This window comes from Rhodomicrobium lacus (assembly GCF_003992725.1).
Taxonomy (GTDB): domain Bacteria; phylum Pseudomonadota; class Alphaproteobacteria; order Rhizobiales; family Rhodomicrobiaceae; genus Rhodomicrobium; species Rhodomicrobium lacus.
Genome location: NZ_RZNF01000007.1, coordinates 150136 through 168887, shown reverse-complemented (window position 1 = coordinate 168887; position 18752 = coordinate 150136). Strand labels below are relative to the sequence as shown.

16 protein-coding genes are annotated in these 18752 nt (G+C 62.2%); 11 read left to right on the top strand and 5 right to left on the bottom strand.

Annotated features, from left to right (window positions below; translation table 11 throughout):
- The first annotated feature begins 24 nt into the window (after positions 1–24).
- From frr to EK416_RS08075, 10 genes are all read left to right on the top strand, one after another.
- A complete protein-coding gene (frr, locus tag EK416_RS08120) occupies positions 25–591 on the top strand; it encodes a ribosome recycling factor (RefSeq protein WP_127077004.1) in 567 nt (188 codons plus the stop codon).
- A gap of 145 nt (positions 592–736) precedes the next feature.
- Entirely contained in the window at positions 737–1459 is a 723-nt protein-coding gene (locus EK416_RS08115; protein ID WP_281023880.1) for an isoprenyl transferase, read from the top strand.
- Positions 1460–1498: 39 nt separating this feature from the next.
- Positions 1499–2335: a phosphatidate cytidylyltransferase gene (locus tag EK416_RS08110; protein ID WP_127077003.1), complete on the top strand. Its 837-nt coding sequence runs from the start codon at positions 1499–1501 to the stop codon at positions 2333–2335.
- Positions 2336–2342: 7 nt separating this feature from the next.
- Positions 2343–3596 (top strand): 1-deoxy-D-xylulose-5-phosphate reductoisomerase, encoded by a 1254-nt coding sequence (dxr, locus tag EK416_RS08105; RefSeq protein WP_127077002.1) that lies wholly within the window; start codon positions 2343–2345, stop codon positions 3594–3596.
- Between the two features lie 114 nt (positions 3597–3710).
- Complete coding sequence (gene rseP / locus EK416_RS08100) at positions 3711–4871, top strand: RIP metalloprotease RseP (RefSeq protein ID WP_127077001.1); 1161 nt, start codon at positions 3711–3713, stop codon at positions 4869–4871.
- A gap of 204 nt (positions 4872–5075) precedes the next feature.
- Positions 5076–7418: an outer membrane protein assembly factor BamA gene (gene bamA, locus EK416_RS08095; protein ID WP_127077000.1), complete on the top strand. Its 2343-nt coding sequence runs from the start codon at positions 5076–5078 to the stop codon at positions 7416–7418.
- 102 nt (positions 7419–7520) lie between these two features.
- Entirely contained in the window at positions 7521–8573 is a 1053-nt protein-coding gene (gene lpxD / locus EK416_RS08090) for a UDP-3-O-(3-hydroxymyristoyl)glucosamine N-acyltransferase (RefSeq protein WP_127076999.1), read from the top strand.
- Positions 8574–8584: 11 nt separating this feature from the next.
- Positions 8585–9106: a 3-hydroxyacyl-ACP dehydratase FabZ gene (gene fabZ / locus EK416_RS08085; RefSeq protein ID WP_127076998.1), complete on the top strand. Its 522-nt coding sequence runs from the start codon at positions 8585–8587 to the stop codon at positions 9104–9106.
- Between the two features lie 6 nt (positions 9107–9112).
- Positions 9113–9913 carry an acyl-ACP--UDP-N-acetylglucosamine O-acyltransferase gene (gene lpxA, locus EK416_RS08080; protein WP_127076997.1) on the top strand — a complete coding sequence of 267 codons (801 nt, stop codon included), beginning with the start codon at positions 9113–9115 and terminating at the stop codon, positions 9911–9913.
- Positions 9910–10806 (top strand): LpxI family protein, encoded by an 897-nt coding sequence (locus EK416_RS08075; protein WP_127076996.1) that lies wholly within the window; start codon positions 9910–9912, stop codon positions 10804–10806. The genes lpxA and EK416_RS08075 overlap by 4 nt, the downstream gene beginning before the upstream one ends.
- Before the next feature lie 340 nt (positions 10807–11146).
- Here the strand turns inward: EK416_RS08075 and EK416_RS08070 are convergent, their stop codons facing one another.
- Together EK416_RS08070 and EK416_RS08065 are read right to left on the bottom strand one after the other, a co-directional pair.
- Complete coding sequence (locus EK416_RS08070) at positions 11147–12859, bottom strand: L,D-transpeptidase scaffold domain-containing protein (RefSeq protein ID WP_127076995.1); 1713 nt, start codon at positions 12857–12859, stop codon at positions 11147–11149.
- Between the two features lie 364 nt (positions 12860–13223).
- Positions 13224–13799 (bottom strand): HNH endonuclease, encoded by a 576-nt coding sequence (locus EK416_RS08065; protein ID WP_127076994.1) that lies wholly within the window; start codon positions 13797–13799, stop codon positions 13224–13226.
- Between the two features lie 172 nt (positions 13800–13971).
- Here EK416_RS08065 and EK416_RS08060 point away from each other — a divergent pair, with 172 nt between their 5' ends.
- Entirely contained in the window at positions 13972–14268 is a 297-nt protein-coding gene (locus EK416_RS08060) for a DUF2293 domain-containing protein (RefSeq protein WP_127076993.1), read from the top strand.
- A 282-nt stretch (positions 14269–14550) separates the two neighbouring features.
- Here the strand turns inward: EK416_RS08060 and EK416_RS08055 are convergent, their stop codons facing one another.
- The 3 genes from EK416_RS08055 to EK416_RS08045 form a co-directional block, all read right to left on the bottom strand.
- Complete coding sequence (locus tag EK416_RS08055; protein WP_127076992.1) at positions 14551–16038, bottom strand: DEAD/DEAH box helicase; 1488 nt, start codon at positions 16036–16038, stop codon at positions 14551–14553.
- A 285-nt stretch (positions 16039–16323) separates the two neighbouring features.
- Entirely contained in the window at positions 16324–17241 is a 918-nt protein-coding gene (locus tag EK416_RS08050) for an SDR family oxidoreductase (protein WP_127076991.1), read from the bottom strand.
- Positions 17242–17447: 206 nt separating this feature from the next.
- The gene (locus tag EK416_RS08045) at positions 17448–18746 is read right to left on the bottom strand and encodes a glutamine synthetase family protein (protein ID WP_127076990.1); all 1299 of its coding nucleotides are present in this window, start codon (positions 18744–18746) and stop codon (positions 17448–17450) included.
- Positions 18747–18752 lie beyond the last annotated feature (6 nt).

Below are 18752 nucleotides of genomic sequence, written 5' to 3'. Positions count from 1 at the left end.
CCTCAAGACTCGAAGGGGATGGAAATGGCTACCGGCAATTTCGACATCAAGGAAATCGAGAAGCGCATGAAGAGCTCGGTCGCTTCGCTGAAAAGCGAATTCGGCGGCCTTCGTACGGGGCGCGCGAGCACGACGCTGCTCGATCCGATCATGGTTCAGACGTCTTACGGCGCAAAGATGCCCATCCAGCAGGTGGCTGCGGTCAACGCGCCGGAACCGCGCCTCATCACGGTGCAGGTATGGGACAAGAGCAACCTTCACGGTGTGGAGAAGGCAATCCGCGAGTCGAACCTCGGCCTCAATCCCGTTGTCGACGGGCTGACGCTGCGCCTCCCGATCCCGGAGCTGAACCAGGAGCGCCGCCAGGAACTCGTGAAGATCGCGAAGAAGTATGCCGAGACGACACGCGTTGCCGTGCGCAACGTCCGCAAGGATGGCATGGACCAGATCAAGAAGCTCGAAAAAGACGGCAAGATCAGCGAAGACGAGAGCGGCAAGTCTTCCGCCAAGGTGCAGGATCTGACCGACAAGACCATCAAGGAAATCGATGCATTGCTCGCGACGAAAGAGCAGGAAATCTTGCAGGTTTGAGGTTCGTCGATTCAGCCCGGCGCAGGTTCCGGCGCGTAACCTCCGGTGCCCGCCGACGGAGCCTGAAGCGCAAGAGCCTGTCGGGTTTAGCGGCAAATTGCCTCGGTAATCATGGGTGCTCGAAGTGAGATTGCGTGAACAGGCTCTGACCGACGGAAACGAGCGCCCGTCTCCGAAGCATATCGCCATCATCATGGATGGAAACGGCCGGTGGGCGGCTCAGCGCGGTCTGCCGCGCTCCGAGGGGCATCGCCGAGGGGTGGAAAGCACGCGCGAATGCGTGCGCGCGGCTGCCGAACTCGGGATTTCCTATCTGACGCTGTTCAGCTTTTCGTCGGAGAACTGGAAGCGCCCGCCGCTGGAAGTGACTTACCTCATGGGGCTTCTGCGCCGGTTCATCCGCCGCGATCTCGCGGAAATCCACCAGAACAACATCAAGATACGCGTCATCGGCTCGGAGGAAGGTGTGCCGCCCGACCTCAACGCCATGTTCCGCGATGCAATGGCGCTGACATCCGGCAACACCGGGATGGAACTCATCATCGCCTTCAATTACGGCGCGCGCGATGAGATCGTGCGTGCGGCGAAGCGTCTCGCGGAGCGGGCCAAAGCCGGCGAAATCGACCCCGCCGATATCACGCAGGAGATGTTAGCCAAACAGTTCGATACCGCCGGAATCCCAGATCCCGATCTCCTGATCCGGACGAGCGGCGAACAGCGGATTTCAAACTTTCTCCTGTGGCAGTGTGCCTACTCCGAGTTTTTATTCGTTGATAATTTCTGGCCGGACTTTACAAGACAGACGTTAGAAAGCGCGATCGCGTCTTACCAGCAGCGTGAACGCCGTTTCGGCGGCCTTGCAGGATAGCGCCCTCGCGCACCTCGCAGCCGCCAGAACGGGCGAAGGATGATGGTCAAACCTCTCAGTTCAGAGCTGGTTCTCAGAATCAATTCGGCCTTGGTCATGGTCGTCCTGACCTTGGCGTTGACGTACGCCGGGACAACGACGTTTGCAGGGTTGATCCTCTTCGCGGCGACGTTGATGAGCTGGGAATGGGGCCGCGTCGTGCGCGGATCCAACATCGATCGCATCTTCGTCATTCAGTCGGTAGCCATCATCGCCGCTGGCTACGCGACGCTGATCGGGGAGCGGGTGCTGGCCATAGCCATCATCGTTGCGGCAACCTGGATCGTGTTTCGCGTCCACAAGAACAGCGAACTCACGAGCGATCCCTGGTGGTCAGCTGCCGGTGTCTACTACGCGGGTTTTCCCGCCATCGCGCTCATCGCGATCCGGCAGGACCCGGATTACGGCTTTCACGCCATCATCTATCTGTTTCTGGTCGTCTGGTCCGCGGACACGGGCGCCTTCTTCGTCGGCAGGTTTTTCGGCGGTCCGAAACTTGCGCCCACTATCTCGCCCAACAAGACGTGGTCGGGCTTCATCGGCGGCGCCGTCACGGCCGGCGTTGCGGGCGTACTCTTCGCGCTCTGGTTCGAGCATACATCCGTCGAGATCATGGCTGGGCTCAGCGTGGTGCTCGCGATCATCTCGATGGGCGGCGATCTCGGCGAGTCGTTCATCAAACGCGCCTTCGGCGTAAAGAATTCGAGCGGGTTGATCCCCGGGCATGGCGGCGTTCTCGACCGCCTGGACGGTCTTGTTTTCGCGGCGATGGGCGCTGGCCTTATCGCCGCGGCGGCCGATCCGTTGAAGCCGGGACGCGCGCTGTTGATCTGGTGAGGCATAAATGACCAAGAACGGGCAGGCACACAAATCGAATGGAGCGGGCGTCAGAAAGCGCGTCAGCGTGCTGGGCGCAACCGGTACAATCGGCGACAGCACCTGCGACCTCCTCGCGCAGAACCCCGACCAGTTTGAAGTCGTGGCGCTTTCGGCGAACCGCAACGCGAAGAAGCTGGCGAGCCTCGCCGTGCAGTTCAAGGCGAAGTTCGCGGCGATCGCCGAGGAGAGCGCAGGAGCGGAACTGCGCGACTTGCTTGCCGGAACGGGGATCGAATGCGGCGCTGGCAGGTCGGCTGTGGTCGACGCAGGAGCCCGCGACGCCGATGTCGTCATGGCTTCCATCGTAGGCTATGCGGGCCTCGCCCCCACGCTGGCCGCTTTGAAGCAGGGCAGGACGGTGGCACTCGCCAACAAGGAATGTCTCGTCTGCGCCGGCGCCTACTTCATGAACGAGCGCGAGCGTTACGGGACGACGCTGCTTCCGGTCGATTCGGAACATTCGGCCGTATTTCAGTCGCTCGACGAACAGGATGGCCGCCACGTCGAAAAGATCGTGCTCACGGCGTCCGGCGGCCCGTTCCGCACCTGGACGAAAGAGCAGATCGCGGCGGCGCGCGTCGAGGATGCGCTGAAGCATCCGAACTGGACGATGGGACAGAAAATCACAATCGACAGCGCCACGCTCATGAACAAGGGGCTCGAAATCATCGAGGCGTTCCACCTTTTCAAGGTGGGCGCCGACCAGCTCGATGCCGTCGTGCATCCGCAGTCGATCATCCACGCGCTCGTCTACTACACCGATGGCTCCGTAATCGCGCAGGCGAGCCTGCCCGACATGCGCACGCCCATCGCGCTGAGCCTTGCCTGGCCGCAGCGGCTCAAGGCGGAGACCATCAAGCGGCTCGACCTCGCCGAAGCTGCCACGCTCACCTTCGAGAAGCCGGACGAAACGCGCTTTCCCGCGCTTCGCCTCGCAAAGGAAGTGCTGAAGTCGGGCGGCAACACGCCGACCGTTCTCAATGCAGCCAACGAGGTGGCGGTGGAAGCCTTCCTCAACCGCCAGATTTCCTTCCCCGGCATCGCCGAGGCCGTCGAGCGCACGCTCGACAAGGCGGCATCCGCGCTTGCGGGCGTGCTGCCGGATAGTCTCGACGCCGTCACTCATATCGATGAGCGTGCCCGCGATATCGCCCGGTCGGCGCTCGGCGCCGTTCGCCCCGCCGTCACCGCCACGGAAGCGGCGGCTCCGCATATTTAAGCAGTCCATCGAGCACCTTATATGCCTTCTGTTCAAGCTGCAGGTCGCGGCAAGCTCCGAAAGCGATAAGGCAGCTCACGCGTCGTTTTTCGCCTCCTCGCTGTAAGGGCCCCTATGATTCTCTCGGATTTATCCTCGGCGTTCGGGCAGTTCTTCCTCTGGACGGTGCCGTTCCTTCTCGTGCTCGGCGTCGTGGTGATCATTCACGAACTGGGGCACTTTCTCGCGGCGCGGGCGCTCGGCGTGAAGGTGGAAACCTTCTCGGTCGGCTTCGGCCCCGAGATCGCGGGCTTCGTCGACAGGAGCGGGATACGCTGGCGGCTCGCCTGGGTTCCGCTCGGCGGATATGTGAAGTTCAAGGGCGATGAAAACGCGTCGAGCGTCGCCTCGGCCGAAGATATCGCCAAACTGACGCCGGAAGAGCGCAAGGGCAACTTCCACACCGCGGACCTCTGGCGGCGCACGCTCATTGTGCTCGCCGGACCCTTTGCGAATTTCGCGCTCGGCATCGCGATCTTCGCCGGTCTGGCGCTCGCGAACGGCATCAGCTACCAGGAAGCGCGAATCGTTTGCGTCGAGCCGAACACGCCTGCCGCGAAGGCGGGCCTCGAAGCCGGGGACAAGATCCTTTCGATTGGCGGACGGCCGGTCAAAAGTTTCGAGGATTTCAGCTACTACGTGAAGTTGAATGCGCGGTCGCCGCTCGACATAGAGGTGGAGCGCGGGGGCCGCGTCATGGCCCTTACCGCGATACCCGAGCTTACCGAAAACGACTGCGTCGGGCGGCTCGGCGTGTTGGGAGGATCGCGGCGCGAGGACTCCCGAGTCGAAAGTGTCGGCATCGCGCAGTCGGTGGGTATCGGCGTGGAGCGCACATGGCGCATCATCGAGGGCCCGTTCCAGTTTTTTGGACAGCTTTTTAAGGGCAACGCCTGCGCGAGCACGCTCGGTGGTCCGGTGAAGATCGCGGAGGTCGCGAAAACCTTTGCCTCAGACAGCTTCGTCAATCTTATCCCGTTGATTGCGTTCATTTCCATCAGCGTCGGACTGTTCAACCTGTTCCCGATCCCCGTGCTGGATGGCGGCCACCTTTTGTTCTATGGCGCGGAAGCCATACTCGGGCGCCCATTGAGCCAGAGGGCTCAGGAAATCGGTTTTCAATTTGGATTCACTTTGCTTATCATGTTAATGATTTTCGTGACGTGGAATAACATAGCCGACATCACACGCGGCCCAACGCCTGCACCGCAGGTGGAAAGCGTGTGCCGTCGTTAGCGTCTTCTTAAGGGAGTGGTGGGTCTGGCCGTTCTGATGCCGGGGGGCAACAGGCGGTTCGTAAACAGACTGATTGGTGGGGGACAAGCCACCGTGGCGTCACAAATTGCTAGTCTCTGGCAAATTGAACTGCTGTGGTGGGGATCCGGCGTAATAGGGGCAACAAAACAGATGCTTCGCTCGAGCATAATCCGTGGGGTCTGCATGACCCTCGTACTACTCGCGGCCGCGATGACGGTGACCGTCACGGCCGGCGCGATCTATTCAACGGAAGTGTTCGCCCAGGGAGGTGGCGTCGTCCGCGACATAAAGGTCGTGGGCAATCGCCGCATCGAGCCGGAAACCGTCAAGTCCTACCTGACCTTCACGGCGGGCCAGCGCTATGACGCTTACAAGGCCGACGAAAGCCTGCGCGCACTTTTTGCTACTGGTCTTTTCCAGGACGTCCGGATCACCCCTCAGGGGAGCTCGGTGGTTATCGCGGTTGTTGAAAACCCGCTGATCAATCGCGTCGCTTTCGAGGGCAACACCGAAGTCAAGAGCGACACGCTCACGGGCGAGGTGCAGCTCAAGGCCCGCACCATGTATACGCGGGCCAAGGTGCAGGCGGACGTTCAGCGCATTCTCGACGTCTATCGTCGTCAGGGCTATTACGCGACCCAGGTCGATGCGCAGATCATCGAACTCGACAACAACCGCATAGACCTCGTATTCGAAATTCGCGAAGGGCCGGAGACGAAGGTCGTCGGCATCAACTTCATCGGCAATCAGTCGTTCTCGGACACGGAGCTGCGCGGCGTCATCACGACGACCGAGTCGAGCTTCCTCGACTTCCTGAAGCCGACTTCCGTCTATGATCCCGATCGCTTCAATCTCGATCGCGAGCTTCTGCGCCGCTACTACCTCAAGAACGGTTATGCCGATTTCCGTGTCGTCTCGGCCGTGGCTGACGTGGACCAGGAGGGGAAAGGCTTCTTCCTGACGTTCACCATCGACGAGGGGCAGCAATATTTCTTCGGCGGCGTGGACGTCGAATCCACACTCCCCGCTTTCGCCGTCGACACGGTTCGCGGCAATCTCCTGACCAAGCCGGGCGACGTTTATAACGCCGAGCTCGTGGACCGCACCGCCGAGCGTTTGACGGTCGCCGTCGCAGAGCAGGGATTCGCCTTCGGTCAGGTTCGCCCCCGTATCGATCGCGATCCGGTCAACCGCACCATCACCGTGACCTACGTGGTGGAGCAGGGTCCGCGCGTCTACATCGAGCGCATCAACGTCGTCGGCAACTACCGCACCGAAGATTACGTCATCCGGCGTGAGTTCCGCGTGGCTGAAGGCGACGCCTACAACAAGATCATGGTCGATCAGGCTCGCCAGCGTCTCCTCGCCCTTGGGTTCTTCAAGGATGTGAAGGTCAACCGCGAGCCGGGTTCCGCGCCGGATCGTGTGGTGCTGACGGTCGCGGTCGAAGAACAGTCCACCGGCGAGCTTTCCTTCGCGGCGGGCTACTCCTCGGCTGAAGGTATCCTCGGCGAGGTGTCCTATACCGAGCGCAACCTTCTCGGCACGGGGCAATATCTCCAGATCAAGGTCACGGGCAGCCAGGTCAGCGGCGGCGCGGAAGTGAGCTGGACGGAACCGCGCTTCCTCGATCGGAACCTCTCGTTCGGTCTCGACGCATTCGCTCGCAACTCGGACTACACCTCGTCCTCCTATACGGACGCGGGCTATGCGGATCTCAAGATCGGCGGCAGTGTGCGGTTCGGCTTCGCGCTCATCGACAGCCTGTGGCTCAACACGAACTACACGCTCATGTCGGATGAAGTTTACGATGTGTCGGATGGCTCGTCGCTCGCGGTGAAGCAGATCGAAGGAACCTCGGTGATCTCGTCGGTCGGTTACTCGCTGATCTACGACACCCGCAACAACCGCAAGAACCCCTCGCGAGGCTTCTACTTCTCCTTCGCGCAGGATGTTGCCGGTGTCGGCGGCGACGTGAACTACATCCGCTCCGTCGCAGAGGGTCGCGGCTACTATCCGATCACGAAGCAGATCACCTTTGTCGGTCGCGCCATCGGCGGTAATATTACCGGCTGGGACGATCAGAACGTCCGCATCGTGGACAGCTTCTTCAAGGGTGGCGAGACGATCCGCGGCTTCGCGACGGCTGGTCTCGGCCCGCGTGATAAATATACCGACGACCCGGTCGGCGGTAAGAACTTCTGGGCGGCCACGGCCGAAGTCCGCTTCCCGCTGCCTTTCATTCCGGACGACCTCGGCTTCGGCGGTGCGGTGTTCGCGGATGCAGGCTCGGTCTGGGGGACGGATGCTGGCAAATTTGCTCAGTCCTATATCGCCAACCATCCGAGCAGTGCAGGCTCCTACACCGGGACCTTCGACTCCAACGATATCCGGGCATCGGTCGGTGCCTCGATCCTTTGGAACTCGCCGGTCGGTCCGCTTCGCGCAGACTTTGCCTACGCCTTGGCCAAGGCAAGCTACGACGAAACGCAGGTCTTCCGTTTCGGTGCGGCAACCAAGTTCTGATCGCGTCTTTCGGCCTCGCGCCTTGGACTTTACGATCGCCTTCAACGATGCTAAGCGGGCACATGCTCGCTTAGCATTTTAATTTTTTGGGCCAGGTTCATCATGGATCATCCGGGCTTCTGGGCTCCCGCCGGGCCCTACACTCTCTCTGAACTCGTTGCCCATGCGGACGCGACGATTCCGGAAGCGTTCCTCTCGCGCGGTGCACTCAAGATCGTCGCGATCAGAACGCTCGACGAAGCCGGTCCCGACGACGTTTCATTCTTCGACAATCGGAAATATCTCGCGGCGCTCAAGGTCACCAAGGCTGCGGCCGTTTTCGTCTCGCGCGAATCGGTCGCCAAGCTACCCGACGGCGTCGTGCCGCTCGTTGCGCGCGATCCCTATCGCGCGTTCGCCCGCGCGCTCGAATTGTTCTTTCCCGACGCCGGAACCCCGAAAGTGGCTCCGGGCACGTCGCTCGTCGACGAAACGGCACAGATCGAGGACGGCGCGATCGTCGAGCCCGGCGCGGTGATCGGCGCGGGAGCCTCGATTGGCCGGGGAACGCGCATCGCGGCGGGCGCGGTGATCGGCTACCGCGTCGCAATCGGCCGTGACGGCTTCATCGGCCCCGGTGCCACGATCACGCATGCACTCATCGGCAATCGTGTCATCATTCATGCGGGCGTGCGCGTCGGTCAGGACGGCTTCGGCTTTGCCATGGGCCCCGGCGGCCATTACAAGGTGCGCCAGGTGGGCCGCGTCATCATCCAGGACGACGTGGAGATCGGCGCGAACAGCACCATTGATCGAGGCGCGCTGAGGGATACGATCATCGGCGAGGGAACGAAGATCGACAATCTCGTTCAGATCGCCCATAACGTCGTCATCGGGCGGCATTGCGTGATCGCCGCTCAGACCGGTATTTCCGGCAGCACCGTCCTCGAAGATTACGTGGCGATGGGCGGCCAGTGTGGAACCGTCGGTCACATCAGGATCGGAGCAGCTGCCCAAATCGGCGCGCAGAGCGGCGTCGCGTCCGATATCCCTCGCGGCGAACGATGGGGAGGCTACCCGGCCAAACCCATCGTGGCATGGGCGCGTGAAGTGGCGCTCCTGAAGCGTCTTGCAAAGCGCAAAGGCGCCGATACCCCGGGCGACACCAACGATTAGAAGTCATGAGCATGACCAACACATCCGAACCTCAACTGGAAAGCGAAACCCGGCAAGAACGCAGGGAACTCGGCACGGCCGATATCACCCGCATCCTCCAGCTCCTGCCCCATCGCTACCCGTTCCTTCTCGTCGACCGCATCATCGAGATGGACGGCGATCGGTCAGCGATCGGCATCAAGAACGTGACGATCAATGAGCCGTTCTTTCAGGGGCATTTCCCGAATTTCCCGGTGATGCCGGGCGTGCTTCTGATCGAGGGCATGGCGCAAACGGCAGGGGCGCTTTGCATGGCGAGCCTGTCCGGCTTCGAGCCCCAACTCGTCTACTTCATGTCGATCGACCGTGCGCGCTTTCGCCGGCCGGTGCTCCCGGGCGATCAGGTCCATTTCCACATGACGAAGAAGCGTAACCGCGGGCGCGTCTGGCGGTTCGACGGCGAGGCCCGGGTGAACGGGCAACTCGTGGCCGAAGCCGAGATCAGCGCCATGATCGTCGATCCAAACGAGAAGAAGGGCGCTCAGAACGCGTAAGTTTTCATGACAGAGATGCTGGTGCATTCCTCGGCGGCAATCGATCCGCGCGCAACGCTTGAAGAAGGCGTCGACGTCGGGCCGTTCGCTGTGATCGGTCCGAATGTCACCCTGCGCAAGAACGTCAAGGTCCATGCCCACGCGGTGATCACGGGCGTGACCGACATCGGCGAGGGATGCGAAATTCATCCCTTCGCGGTGCTGGGCGGCCCTCCGCAAGACGTCAAATACAAGGGTGAGCGCAGCGAACTTTTCGTGGGCGCGCACACGATCGTGCGCGAGCATGTCACCATGAACGGCGGGACGGCGGGCGGTGGACATGTCACGCGCGTCGGCAGCCACGGTCTGTTCCTCGCGGGAAGCCATGTCGCGCATGATTGTCAGGTCGGCAACCATGTCATTCTGGTGAACAATGCGACGCTCGCGGGCCACGTCGTTGTCGAAGACTATGCCATTCTCGGGGGACTTTCGGCCGTTCATCAATGGGTGCGGATCGGCGCCTACGGCTTTGTCGGCGGCATGTCGGGCGTGGAGGCGGATGTGATCCCCTTCGGCATGGTCCTCGGCAACCGGGCGGCGCTCGCGGGGCTCAATATTCTCGGTTTGAAGCGGCAGGGCTTTGAACGCGAGCAGATCCACTCGTTACGCAAGGCGTATCGGCTGCTCTTTTCGGCTGAGGGCACGCTTTCCGAGCGGCTTGACGACGTCGAGAAGATGTTTCAGGGCGATGTGGCCGTGGAACGCATCGTGTCGTTCATGCGGGCCAAGACGGATCGCTCGTTCTGCGTGCCACGCGCCCAGGCATGACGGTCCCGGCCGGGATTGGAGAGCAGGGTGCGAAGGGCGGCGCGGCTGGCGAAGGCACCCGCATCGGGATCGTTGCTGGAGGAGGGACGCTTCCGGTTGCCGTCGCCGAAGCGGCTGCGGCGCGGGGCGAACGCCCTTACATCGTCGGCCTTCAGGGAAATGCATGCGCCGAGATCGAGCAGTTTCCCCATACCTATGCCGGCCTCGGCCAGATCGGCCGCATCCTCGGCGCGTTACGCCGCGAGGGCTGCAATCGCGTCGTCTTCGTCGGCAGCCTGCGTCGCCCCAATCTCTTCCGGTTGAAGATCGACGCCGGCTTCGTGCGTCACTTGCCCGAACTCCTGCGCCTGCTGCGTGGCGGCGACGACTCCGTGCTGCGCGGCGTTGCGCGCTTTTTCGAGGCGCGCGGCTTCGAGGTTCTGGCGGCACACGAGGTCGCGCCGCGACTGCTCGCCCCCGCTGGCACGTTCTCCGGGCGCGCTCCGGACGCGGAGGCGCTTGCCGATATGCACCTCGCTTTCCGGGTCGCCCGCGCGCTGGGCAAGTACGATATCGGGCAGGGCGCGGTCGTCGCTCGCGGCTATGTTCTCGCGGTGGAGGCTGCGGAAGGGACTGACGCCATGCTCGCGCGGTGTCGGGAGCTCAATCGATGGGGATTCAAGAACAGGCAGGGCGTGCTCGTGAAGACGCCCAAGCCGGGGCAGGATCTTCGCCTCGATATGCCCGCCATAGGCCCGAGGACGGTTGAACTTGCGGCAGAGGCGGGGCTCGCGGGGATCGCGGTGGCGGCTGGCGGTGTGCTCCTTGCCGAGCAACAGGCCATTGTGGAGAAGGCCGACGCTCACGGCCTGTTTCTCTATGGGGTCGACGAGGAAGCGTTGCCAGCTCAATAGCCGAAGGCGCGGTTCCCCGGGCGATCAGCGCCAGAGGAACCGGTCTCGCGAGCGCTTTCGGGCCATGTGAATGGTCGTTCCCAAACGGCTGCGGCGCCCTGCATTTTTCTCGCGAACGGCTTTGCCCGTCTTTCATCCCGCCGGTAACTCGCCAACATCTGACGCGGAAGCTGATCGACAACACAAATCGACAACAGCCCCATCCGATCTTGAGCGTATCCGAAAGCGCCTCTGCCTTTTCGTCTTGTCGCGCGTCTGAAAAAACCGCGTCACAGTTTTCCGGACGCGCTCTGGTTAGGGCAGCCGCTTCGTTTGAACGCAACGAGGCGCCGACGATCGATCACCAGCGGCCGAACAGCGAATCCAGAAATCCGCCCCGAAAGCTCGCATTGCTGCGCCAGACGCGTGGCGGCGCATCGGCCGCATCGTCCTCCGCGTAACGGTTGCGACGCTGAGCGGACGCCATATCAAGCTCCACCGGTGCGAGGTGATCCTTGCCTCGGGAGATTTGCGACCACTTTCCTTCGAGCGCCAGCGTAATGCGCCGCTCGTGGCCGTAAACATCGGGGAAAGTGTGGAGCTTGCCGTCATCGTCCACAAGCGCCGTGAAATAGGTCATGTGGATGGGGATGCGCCGCTCGATCTCGAACTCGTTGTCGTTTCGGCCGGAGCGAGCCGCCTCGCGCACCTGCGCCGCTTCGAGCCCCTTGTCTTCCTTCAGCAGGATCTCCGCGAGACCGATCGGATTTTGCACGCGCATGCAGCCGTGACTGTATGTGCGCCGCGCCTTGTTGAACATCCACTTGTCGGGCGGATAGGCGTCATGCATGAAGACGGTGTGCTGGCTCGGGAAGGAGAACTTCACCTTGCCCATCACGCTCTTGGGGCCGTTCTCCTGCACCACGTTGAAGATGCGGATGTCGGTCCGGTACCAGTTGATGCGCCGCCAATCGACCGTCTGTCCGTTCTTGTCGCGAAGTTCAAGCTGCCATTCGCGCATCATTCCGCCGCCGCGCTGAAGGCTCGGCAGGATCTCCCGCACCTTGATGGATTCCGGCACGATCCAGGTCGGCTTGAAAGTGATCTTCTTCAGTGTACGCGTGAAGATCGGGGTCTGCTTGTCGAGCTGGCCCGTGACGATGCGTTCCTTGCGGACGACCTCGCCGTTCTTGACCACGCGCTGCATGAATTCGGGGATGTTGTTCCACACGTAAAGGTCGCCGAGGTCGGCAGGCATCCACCGCCACTGCTCCATGTTGGCGAGGAGGCGTTTGGCTTCTGCGCTCTGGCTCCTGTCGCGGAGCGCGAGATATTTCCGACGCAGCCTGTCGAATTGCGCGTGCTGGGGATGAAGGCCGCGAAGATAAGCATCCGGCTCCCCGCTGGCGGCGACGCCTTCGAGGATTACGTCGGGCTTGAGCAGTTGGGGGCGCCGGTCGAGATAGGAGCTGAGCTGTTCCGAAGGATTGATGATGCGACCGCCCCGAGCAAAGCGCCCATATTTCAGCACCGCGCGCGAGATGGCGATTTCGTCGGAGGCGACGGTCTCCGGCTTCTGATCTCCGACGCGCGCGGCGGCCGTTTGCGCGCGTTGATCGAGCCCGGCGGGAAGCGTGAAGTCGCGCGGATCGAGGCCGTAATCGTCGGCGCGGGCAATTTCTGCCATGGCGCTCGTGGCTTTCGGCGTGGGCACGCCCGACATGTCGAGCCAGAGCGGGGCGAAGCGACGGGTCTCGTAAAACGACAACAGGGCCGCATGCTCGTTGCGCTCCTCCTCGTTGCCTCCGGCTGCGAGCGCCAGAAGCGCTTTTTTCATAGCCTCGGCCTGTGGCGTGACCTGAGCCGGCGTTGCAGTCGCCTCGACGTCGTGACGCTCCTCGGGGGCGAGACGCTCTATCGCCGGCCGCTCCGCGTCGACGCCTGCTCCAGCGGCGTGGTCCTGAGGCGTCTCAACGGGGCTTTCCGGCTCGGTCTGCTGTGCCTGTGAAAACCCCGGCGACGCAAACGCCATCGCCGAGAGAACGAAGAACGCAAAAACAAGCTGCCCCGTCATTCCAATGCTCCTTCAACCGAATGAAAGGGCACGATAGAGGGCGGAACTGGCGTGAAACCTGATTTAAAGAATCAGAAATACTTTGGCCAGACAGCTTGAGGCGTGAACCTCGGTTTGCAGGGCATGGCGCGAGCCAGAGCCAAGGCGCGTCAGGGGGCGTCCAGAGGCGGCATGCGTCAAAATCGGACACGCGGAGAAGCCGATTGAAAACCAAGACCAGCAGCGTCGTTCCGCGTCTGATTTGCCGCGTCTGATTTGCCGCACGACGCTGTGGGGAGGTTTCTGCGGGGGCGCTCGCCCAAGGGCGGGCCGACATGAAAAGGCCGCCTTGTGGCGGCCTTAAGCGCTCAGCGGTATCTCCCGCTCATGGTTCCAGTTCGACGTCCCAATACAGATAGTCGAGCCAGCTTTGATGCAGATAGTTCGGCGGGAAGAAGCGCCCATTGCGATGAAGCTCATGGACCGTGGGCCGATAAGGCTTCAGCGCGGGGAACATCTTCGCCTTGGCGGGCATCTGGCCGCCCTTTTTCAGATTGCATGGCGCGCAGGCGGCGGTGACGTTGTCCCAGCGCGTCTGGCCGCCCCGCGAACGCGGGATGACGTGGTCGAATGTGAGATCATGGGGAGAACCGCAATACTGGCATTGAAACTTGTCGCGCAGGAAGACATTAAAGCGCGTGAATGCCGGGTAAAGCGCTGGCTTCACAAAGGTTTTCAGCGAAACGACGCTGGGTAGCCTGATTTCCGCGTTCGGGCTGCGGACAACCTTGTCGTAGAAGGAGACGATGTTGACGCGATCAAGAAAAACGGCCTTGATCGTCTCTTGCCAATTCCAGAGGGACAGAGGATAGTAGCTCAGCGGTTGGAAATCCGCGTTGAGCACGAGAGCCGGAAAGCTGTCCGGCGGAGACCCTAAAGAGGTCGCTGCGAAAGCTGTCACGTTCACCTTACCTCAACGATTGCCGTTAAGTCGGGGCCACGCTCGCACGTACGTCGCTCTATACACAGACGCGGATACTACATGCGCGTGTCAATTCTGTGAAGGGTGATGATGCACTTTCGTGCCGTTCGTGCGAAAAGCGTTTGAACGCTCGCCGCCGGACGAGGCTCGCATGGCATCGCGAAGAGAAGTCCAAGACGCGCTGACGCGCCTTGCTCCGAAAATTCCCGCCTTTGAATTCAATGCCATAGCCGATCACGCGATGGACAGTATGGGGCTTGCGAAAGCGTCGCCGGAAACGGCGGCCTGGCTGTCGATGGTCGCATTCGTGCGCCATAATTTCACGGATTACGACGCGCTGCTGCATGATGGCTATGACCGAGCGGCAGCCAGGCATTTTGTCGCAGCCGAGATCGAAGGCATTCTCGCGCGGTGGGGCGTTCGTCGGAAATTGTCGGCGGGCGAGTGAATCGCGGCGAACCCGGCCTCGAAAAGGCAGATTTCGGGCCTCGCGCACTGATTACTTCAGAGGGAGCGGTAATCGACCGCAGCGTGTCGTTCCGGACGGGGGCGCGTCGGGCTGGCGCATCGTTGCGGCGCGCCTACGCGTCCCGAAACAAAAACGCCCTCCGAAGAAGGGCGCTCTCACCATCTGCGAGGGCTCAAAGCTCCGTTCGCTTGGCAAACGTTCGCTTCAAGCCGTGTCTTGATCGCTCCGCGCTCGGCTGCTTTCGCGCGAACGCGGCTTCACTTAACTTGCAACGCGCACCGGACGCATCAGGAAGGCCGGCACATGATCGCCAAGGCCGACAACCGGCGCAGACGTTGCGGGCGGCAGAAGTTCGCGATGATAGCGCGATACGCTCGAACCGTCGCCGTTGCGGCGGTTGCGTGCGGGGCGCTCAGCCGTGGCAGCGGTGCGCGCGGGGCGGACGTCGCCGGCGGGCGCTGCTGCACCCTGACGGATCGGACGCACTTCCGCAGTTTCGCGAGGCTCGGCCGCTGCGACCGCGGCTTCCTTGCTCCGGCCGCGTCCGGCACCGCCACGTTCGCCCCGGCGAGACCGCTCGCGGCGTTCGCTGAAGTCTGTCGCGGCGAGGTTCTCTGTCGAAGGTTCGCCGTCGATCCATTCGATCTTCGCCTTGCAGAGACTTTCGATGGCGCGCAGGCCCTTCATCTCCTTCGGTGTGACGATCATGGCGGCGTAGCCGTCGCGACCCGCGCGGCCCGTGCGGCCGATGCGATGCACATAGTCCTCGGGGCTGATCGGCACATCGAAGTTGAACACATGGCTCACTTCGGGGATGTCGAGGCCGCGGGCGGCGACGTCGGACGCCGCGAGATAGGTGATTTCGCCCTTGCGGAAGGCTTCGAGCGTCGCCATGCGCTGACGCTGGTCGAGATCGCCGTGAAGGGCGCCCGCGTTGAAGCCGTGTTTGACGAGGGATTTATGAAGAACCGCGACGTCGCGCTTGCGATTGCAGAAGATGATCGCGTTCTGGATCGTTGCCGCCTCGGACCGCATCAGCTCGCGGAGGACGTGGCGCTTCGTCTTGGAATCGGAGGGGGAGAACTTCAGTTTCTGCGTGATGTTCTTCGCCGCAGTGGACGGGGCGCTGACGCGAACCTGCTCGGGGTTCTTGAGGAACTGGTCGGTCAGCTTCTGGATTTCCGGCGGCATCGTCGCCGAGAAGAAGAGCGTTTGACGCGAGGGCGGAAGCAGCTTGCAGATACGCTCGATGTCGGGGATGAAGCCCATGTCGAGCATGCGATCCGCTTCGTCGATGACGAGGTAATCGACCGCGTTCATGAGAAGCTTGCCGCGTCCGAAGTGATCGAGAAGGCGGCCCGGCGTCGCGATGAGAATGTCCGCACCGCGTTCGAGCTTCTTTTCCTGATCGTCGAAGGACACGCCGCCGATGAGAAGCGCGACGGTGAACTTGTGCTGCGAACCGAGCGTCTCGAAGGCTTCGGCCACCTGGGCGGCCAGTTCGCGCGTCGGCTCAAGGATGAGCGAGCGCGGCATGCGGGCGCGAGCGCGCCCCTGTTCGAGCATGGTCAGCAGCGGTAGAACGAAGGAGGCCGTCTTGCCAGTTCCCGTCTGGGCGATGCCGACGACATCGCGGCCCTCTAGGGCGAAGGGGATTGCCTGGGCTTGAATTGGGGTGGGTGTGGTATACCCTGCTGCCTCGATGGCAGCCAGCACTTTGTCGCTGAGCTTAAGGTCTTTAAAAGTCATATCCCGTTGGGTTTTTGGAACCACGTCATCATGGGTTCGGTGAGTATCATCCGCACAATGCAGATCGATGACAGCATGCGTCAGGCACTAGTATCCAGCGTCGCATTAGCGGGCAGATTGCGACCCACATCGGATTACCATGCTGCCTGGAAGTGCTGCTTGGGCAGATTTCTGAAATTCTGCCTTGACGCTTGGCGCGAATATGATCTCAACACCTCGCGCAGTCAACCCCGTATGGGTGTATTTGCTGATTAACACGGGTGTTATGACGCTGATGCAACAGGCTCAGACCGAGGCGTGCGCCTTTTCAAGCGCGGCCTCCACAAGACGCTCGCTCTCCGTCCAGAGGCGCAGGGCGGCATGCCGGTCTTCGGCGATGGGGTTCGGTCGCGCCGGTCGCTCCTTCACGAAGTAAAGCCCGGTTTTGCCTTCGATTTCCGTCGCGGTCGCGACGTACAACGAGTTTTCCGCGCCCTGCTCGGGTGTGAGTACCAGAGGCTTCAGAAGCGACCAGGCCGCGCCCATGACGCCGCCGACATTGCCGATGCCGGTGCCGACGACGCCCGGATGCAGGCAGTTCGCCGTGACGGGCTTCGGCGGCAGACGGCGGGCCAGTTCCACCGTGAAGAGGACGTTTGCGAGCTTGGACTGCGCATAGGCACCGAACACACTGTAGCGCCGGCTGGACTGAAGGTCGCCGAAGTCGATGGACGCGCGGTTCGAGGCGTTCGATGCAACGGTCACGATGCGCGCCTTGCGCCGTTCCTCGCCGCTGCCCGCGAGCGCTGGAACAAGCCTGTTCGTGAACAGGAACGGCGCGAGATGGTTTACCGCGAAGGTCATTTCGTAGCCGTCGACCGTCAGCTCACGGACCGGCGCGAATGCGCCGACATTGTTCACGAGGATGTGGATTTCGTTATAGACGTCGGCGATCCGCTGGGCCGCGTTGTCGACGGATTTCAGGCTGGCGAAATTCGCGAGCACGACATCCGGTTCGTTGCCTCCGCTTTGCCGCGCGATCAGCCGCTTCGCATCGTCGCCGCGCGCCTGGCTGCGGCAGACTAGAACGACCTTCGCGCCCGCCTTGGCGAGGCCGAGCGCGGTGTAAAGGCCGATGCCGGAACTCGCCCCGGTGACGACGGCGATCCGTCCGGCCTGGCTTGGGATGGGCCGCTTTTCCTTCCGGTCGAGCGAGAGTTTCATGCGCGCCTCGCGAGGGTCTTCGGCTATAACTACCTTTTATTCCTATATATGTGCCGCGAGGCTCTTTGCGATACGCCCGGCGCGATGTTCTCTGGCACACCGGCCCGAATCGCGTCGTGCCGCACATCGGATGCGGCTCGACGCTTGCGTTCAAATGTCGATCACCTTGTCTCCGTCAAATCGCGTCCGATTTTACGCGGGCCGATCTAGAAATTGACGAGATATCGCTCTGTCTCGACCGGCGTCACCTGCGCCTCAAGAAAATCGATCTCACGCTCGGCCTGACGCACCAGAATCGCAAGGCGATCCTCGCCGATCACTCGCTTCAGGAACTCCGACGATTTGGCGAGCGCAATCGCGGTCGGCAGATCGCGCGGGAGCGGCGGCAGGTCGGGCTGCTCATAAGCGTTGGTCGCAACCGGAGCGCTTGTCAGTTCCAGCCCCTCCTCAATGCCGTCGAGCCCTGCGGCGATATCTGCGGCGAGCAGGTAATAGGGGTTGGCGTCGGCCGAGCCGTCCCGCTTCTCGATGCGGACCTGATGATCCTTGCCCTCAATGACCCGGAACGCAACCGTTCGATTGTCGTAGCCCCAACTGACATTGGTTGGACAGAAGGTGTAGGGACGCCGCCGCCGGAAGGCATTGGGCGTGGTCGATACGGCGAGCGCGGATTCAGCGATGCGGCGCTCCAGCCCGGCGAGAAATGAGCGGCCGAACCTGGACAGGCGGCCTCCATCGGCGAACAGGTTCACTCCCTCCCGCCAGACCGAATAGTGCGCGTGGAAGCCGCTGCCCGACTGGTCGATAAAGGGCTTGGCCATGAAGGTGGCGATATAGCCGTGGCGCGCGGCGATTTCCTTGATCGCGGTCCTGAACAGCACCACCCGGTCCGCTCCGGTGAGCGCATCGGCGTGGCGAATGTTCACTTCCACCTGACCGGGCGCATATTCCGGGTTCGACTGCTCGATCGGGATGCCGAGCGCTTCGAGATACTTGCGGATCGGACCGAGAACGGGCTCGAATTGCGCCGAGCGGCCGATGCCGTAAACCGAGATGCCCTTGTCCTTCGGTCGTTTCGTCTCGGGATCGAGAAGGTAGAATTCGAGTTCGGTTCCCACCTCTATGGTCAGTCCAAGCCGCGCTGCGCGCTCGACCTGGGTGAGGAGGGCGACGCGGGGGTCGATCGGCACGGGCTTGTGATCGACGGTTTCGGCGCGGCCGACCGTGATGGCGACGCCCGGTTCCCATGGCACCGCCACCGGTGCGGCCAGCGGAAAAAGATGCACGTCCGGGTAGCCATTATCGAACGAGCAGAAGGGCGTGTCCCAGATGTCGCTCGTCATGTCGAGCGCGAAAATGGCCGCACAGGTGGCGTTGCCGTCTTCGCAAGTCGTCGCCCAGTTGCTGGCGGGAATGCGCTTGCCGCGCATGACGCCGTTCACATCGCCAACCCCCAGTACGACGGTATGCGTTCCATCCGGCAGCGGTAGTAAAGAACCTGACATGAAGCC